Below are 4663 nucleotides of genomic sequence, written 5' to 3' on the forward strand. Positions count from 1 at the left end.
CTGTTATCAATGGGTCTATATTTCAAATACACAAATGGGATACTGTTTTTGAAAATCGGGACTCGAACATCTTCAACTATTTTACCGTCTAAAGAATTATTAATGATGTGCTGATAAACATATTTCTTGTCTGCTTCTTTAACCGGACAATTTATTATTTTCCCATCGTGTTTTGCATTCAAAACATTTTTCCGAACACACTTTCCCAAAAATTTAGTCGGATCGATCTGAATACTGTAACCGAATATTTCCTGAAAATATTTGTCTACCAAAGGTTTACTAATATCTTTGCAATCGTTATTTATTTTTGGAATCGAATCCTTGCATTTTTCTATCTGCTGATGTTCTTTCCAGAAAGTATTTTCATCCCAATGAATTACCAAATCCATTGTATTCCCCGGTTTCCTCACCATCTTATGACCATTTATAAAACAGATTTTATAGATTACATCTCTATAACAGGGAAATTCGGGGTAAAAGAATATTGTCTTGAAATTTTTACTTAATAAAATTCTCTTTAGAAGAACTATTAATTTTCTGATAATTTCTAAAGAATTTGTTGTTAATCCCCAACCTAAATTCATTTAATTCTTTTTATTCCTTGAACTTATAAACCTGAAAAATATTTACTTCCGTATCTTTATCGAGATAAGCATCTTTAGGAAGTCCGGCTTTATGAGCACAGAGATTTTCCAGAAATGTTTTCCTGTCCCAACCTGTTTCTGTAGCTACTTGCGGTAGGAAAACTCCACTGCGGAATCCTTTTTTGATCCAGACTCCATCGATACCCATCCTGATCTTTTCAATATCGAATATTCTTTCCGGTGGAGTTAAGATTGAAATTTCGATATTAATATCTTCCAGTTCATCTTTTGAAACCGGACCGAACCTGTAATCATTAAAAGCAGCAGAATTAGCCATCTCAGACACAGCAAGATAAAGAGGTCCTTGAGCGATCAATTGTCCGATACAACCCCGCAAATTGTCATTTTTATTCAAAGTAACAAAAACCGCTAAATTCCTGTTCATGATCCCTGCATCCGGTTTGGGTGGAACATACTTTTTCCTGTTTTCAAGATAATACTCGATGCTTGTTCTTGCTAAGTTTAAAAGGTATTTTTCTTCATCTTTGGAAAGCGTAAATTTCTCCATTTTTTCTTCTCCTTTTTTTGGAAATACAATTGAACAATATCCGACAACACGATTGGAATTAGTATCTCCCATTGCATCTCCTGAATTTGCGTATTTTAACAAAATTCCATCTCCATCCTGGAAATGTTCCATAACTTTTTGAAAAATATAAAACGAATAATATCCGCAAAGTTCGCATCTTTCGGACAGAATATTATTCTTCAAAACATCCCATTTTTTCTCTAAAATCAGATCGATCGTTCCTCTATCTATTGCACAGGCTTTTTGATAATTATGAAAATGAGACATATCCGTGCTGCTCACAACCAGGATTTTCTTTTTAGTATTTTCAATAATCTCGATCAATATATTTGCCATTTTATCCAACAACTTAAAATCTCTTGTAGATGTTAAGATCGGAACGATTTTGAAATCCTTCATTTGATATTGCAGGAAGGGAACTTGCGCTTCCAAACTGTGTTCCTGTTCGTGAATTTCATTTAAGAAAACGAATTTTTTATCCTTTTTGATCAGTATCGAGGCAAGTTCTCTATCGATCGGAACATTTCCCAGAGGTGTTTTGTAAAAATCTCCATTATAAATGGAAATCACATTTTCCAGGTAATGATGACTTGGTCCCAGCAGGATGACTGTATCAAAGTGCTTGTTTTTCAAGAGAGAATATCCATAAGCAGCAATCTGCCCGGAATAGATAAAACCGGCATGCGGAGAAACGATGCCGAATGGTTCGATATTTTCCTGCTCCTTCTCCAAATCGACTTTTTGGTAAAAATCTTCCAACATTTTGTTGAGTTCATTTTTATTGGAAGGATACCAGGTTCCCGAAACTGCCGGTTTTCGAGTTTGGGATATTAATAAAGTTGCGAATATTATCATAATGATAATTGCTATCTTTTTCATCTTCACCTCCAGTTTTGGAAACCTTGCGAATGGTTGAAGAATGAGATCTTCGCAATGGTTGAACTCTATCGTGATTCGAGTCTATCATTTTCAACCATTGCGGAGGTTTTCAACCATCCGCAAGGTTTTCAAAAAGATACATAAAATTTCAACGAAAAACTAATCAACAAAAAAATTCCTGAATTTCAATCTAATGATAAAATTCATAATCAGGATCATCATCAGAAAACCGATTATTTTCCTGATACTGAAGAAAGGTAAGAGGAATATTCCCAAAATAAATCCTCCGCAAGTCGCTCCGAGAGTATCGAGAAAATAGAAAAAAGTTCCTTTTTTTGCAGTCTCAATATTGTTTATTTCAGATAGATTTTTAGAAAGGATCAAGCCTTCTAAAACCGCAATAAATGTGTTGAATATAAAAATTATCAATAAAGGAATGGCAGCATTTAAAATAAGAAAGAGGATGAATAATAGAAATAGGAAGATAAGAAAAAGTCGTGAAATCTGGATTTCAATTTTATCCGAAATAATAAAACCAAGACTCAAACCAAGCATAAAAGTCATCGTGAGAATGGAGATCACATAATACACAAATCCGAAATTTATCTGGATCAAATAGATGAGAATAAGTTCTGAAATTATAGCAATGAAACTGATTGAAAAAATGTTGAAATTTTGTTTGAAATTTACTGTATTTCCGGAAATCTTTTTGGAAAAATAGGGGATTATAAATAAGAAGATGAGAATTCCAAACAGCAAAATAATTTTATTATTTTTCAGGAAATTCACGCCTTTTGAAAGAGAAATATTCAAATGTTTTGCCCAGAATAAAATAGACAACAAATACGCTCTTGGATTCAGATTACTGTTTATTTCCGAATCATATTGAGAGATTCGTCTTTGAAGATCATTTATCCTGAAATTGTTGCAAACATCATTTATCAAAGCGGAATTGAACCAGTTTCCAACCTTGTTTCTCCGGAACATCCTTTGCTTTAAAGTGTCGGGATCATTGGAAATATAATTGCCGGAACTTCCTGCATAAATACATTTTTTCGCAGGAATAATAACGGTTTTTTCAAAAACTTCAGTAAAAGTCTTATTTAATATTGAATTCAATTCCGCCAGTTCCGGTAAGAGAAAATTTGCAGAATTGCTGACAGTTATTAAAGTAACGGATTTCTCATTTACCAAATGATTTTTTAGAAGATTTAAAAACTCTGAAGTATAAAATCTATTCAAAAAGATCGAAGATGGATCCGGAAAAGAAACATAGATCAAATCATATTTTTCAGGATTTTTTCTTAAATATTTGATTGGATCTTGCTTAATAAAATTCGCTTTTAGTTTTCGGTTTTCCTGCTGGTAGTTTTCCTGGTAATAATCAATGATATTCTTTTCCATTTCCAGGTAATCGATTTGTTCTAATGAATTTTCTTTATTAAATTCCTCCGGAAATCCGTTTAACAAACCTCCAATGAGAAGGATATTTTTTGGTTCCGGATGTTGAAGTAGAGCGAAATTCACCATTTCTTCAGCATAATTCTGATTTTCGGAATTGCCTATAAGAGTTCCATCCCAGAAATAATTCTGCTGCTGTTCTAAAGCGGTCACATCGAATCTTCCGGATGGCGAATCTTGCGAAGATATCAGTTTTTGAGGGATAAATCGGGAAGCATAATTTTTTAAAAAAATAGAATTTGAGAAAAGCAGCAAAATCAATATAAAAATAGCAATAATAAGCAATTTTATTTCCCTCTCATAAATCCAGAGATAGAAAATTGAGATGAAATTCATCAAAACCAATAAAGAGAAATTTCTAAAAAAAATAATAAAGAGGAAAAAGTAAATCCCTCCTAAAATCATCCCGAAACATTCCAAAATATAGACTTTATGAACCGGATTTCGGAGATTGGAAAATAAACTGCAATTTAACGGGAATAAAAATCCGATCAGAAGACAACCAGGAAAAAGTGTTAAAAAAGCGATTAAAATAACTGTTGGAATGTTGATGATCATGCCCGAAATGAGAATGAGCTTTGCAGTGAGAAAATGGATAAACAAAAATTGCAGGGGAGTTATAACTATAAGGATCAATATTATAAGATAATTTGTTTTTCTGTTATTTTTCTTGAATTTAATTATTTGATTCAGATATGTTCCAAGAGCAACAAGGAATAACCAGATCGAAAGGAAAAAAGAGAAAATGATCTCGTTTCCATTGATTTCGATCATTAATTCTCGTAACAGGACAACTTGCGATATAGAGGAAATAAAACCGGAAATCAAGGGAAAATGGATTGCTCGATTTTTCGAAAATTCTCCAAAAGGAAGCCTTGTATGTAATTTTTGTAAAGGTTTCATTGTCATTCGATTCTTTTAAATTTCATCACATCATTCCCAAAGCTCTCTTTCTCATCGTTCCTTAAGCCCTTCTCATCGTTCTCAAAGCCTTCTTTCTCATCATTCCCAAAGCCCTCTTTGGGAATGTAATTTTTTTTAGAAATCCCTGTTTCTATTCTGCAGTACAAAACATGGATTTTGCATAATATCGAGTTCCCAATCGGAGATTGGAAAGAATGTGGGAAAACGACTTCGTCGTTTTGCAATA

At 33.0% G+C, this 4663-nt stretch carries 3 protein-coding genes; all 3 read right to left on the bottom strand.

From position 1 onward, the window contains the following. The coding region (locus tag ENL20_00920; protein ID HHE37122.1) for a hypothetical protein at positions 1-584 on the bottom strand (584 nt) is incomplete at its 3' end. Positions 585-594: 10 nt separating this feature from the next. Continuing rightward, positions 595-2052 (bottom strand): AmmeMemoRadiSam system protein B, encoded by a 1458-nt coding sequence (gene amrB, locus ENL20_00925; GenBank protein HHE37123.1) that lies wholly within the window; start codon positions 2050-2052, stop codon positions 595-597. A gap of 159 nt (positions 2053-2211) precedes the next feature. Beyond that, positions 2212-4422, bottom strand: coding sequence for a hypothetical protein (locus tag ENL20_00930; protein HHE37124.1), 2211 nt, complete (start codon positions 4420-4422; stop codon positions 2212-2214). Between the last annotated feature and the right edge of the window lie 241 nt (positions 4423-4663).

The organism is Candidatus Cloacimonadota bacterium (assembly GCA_011372345.1).
Taxonomy (GTDB): Bacteria; Cloacimonadota; Cloacimonadia; order Cloacimonadales; family TCS61; genus DRTC01.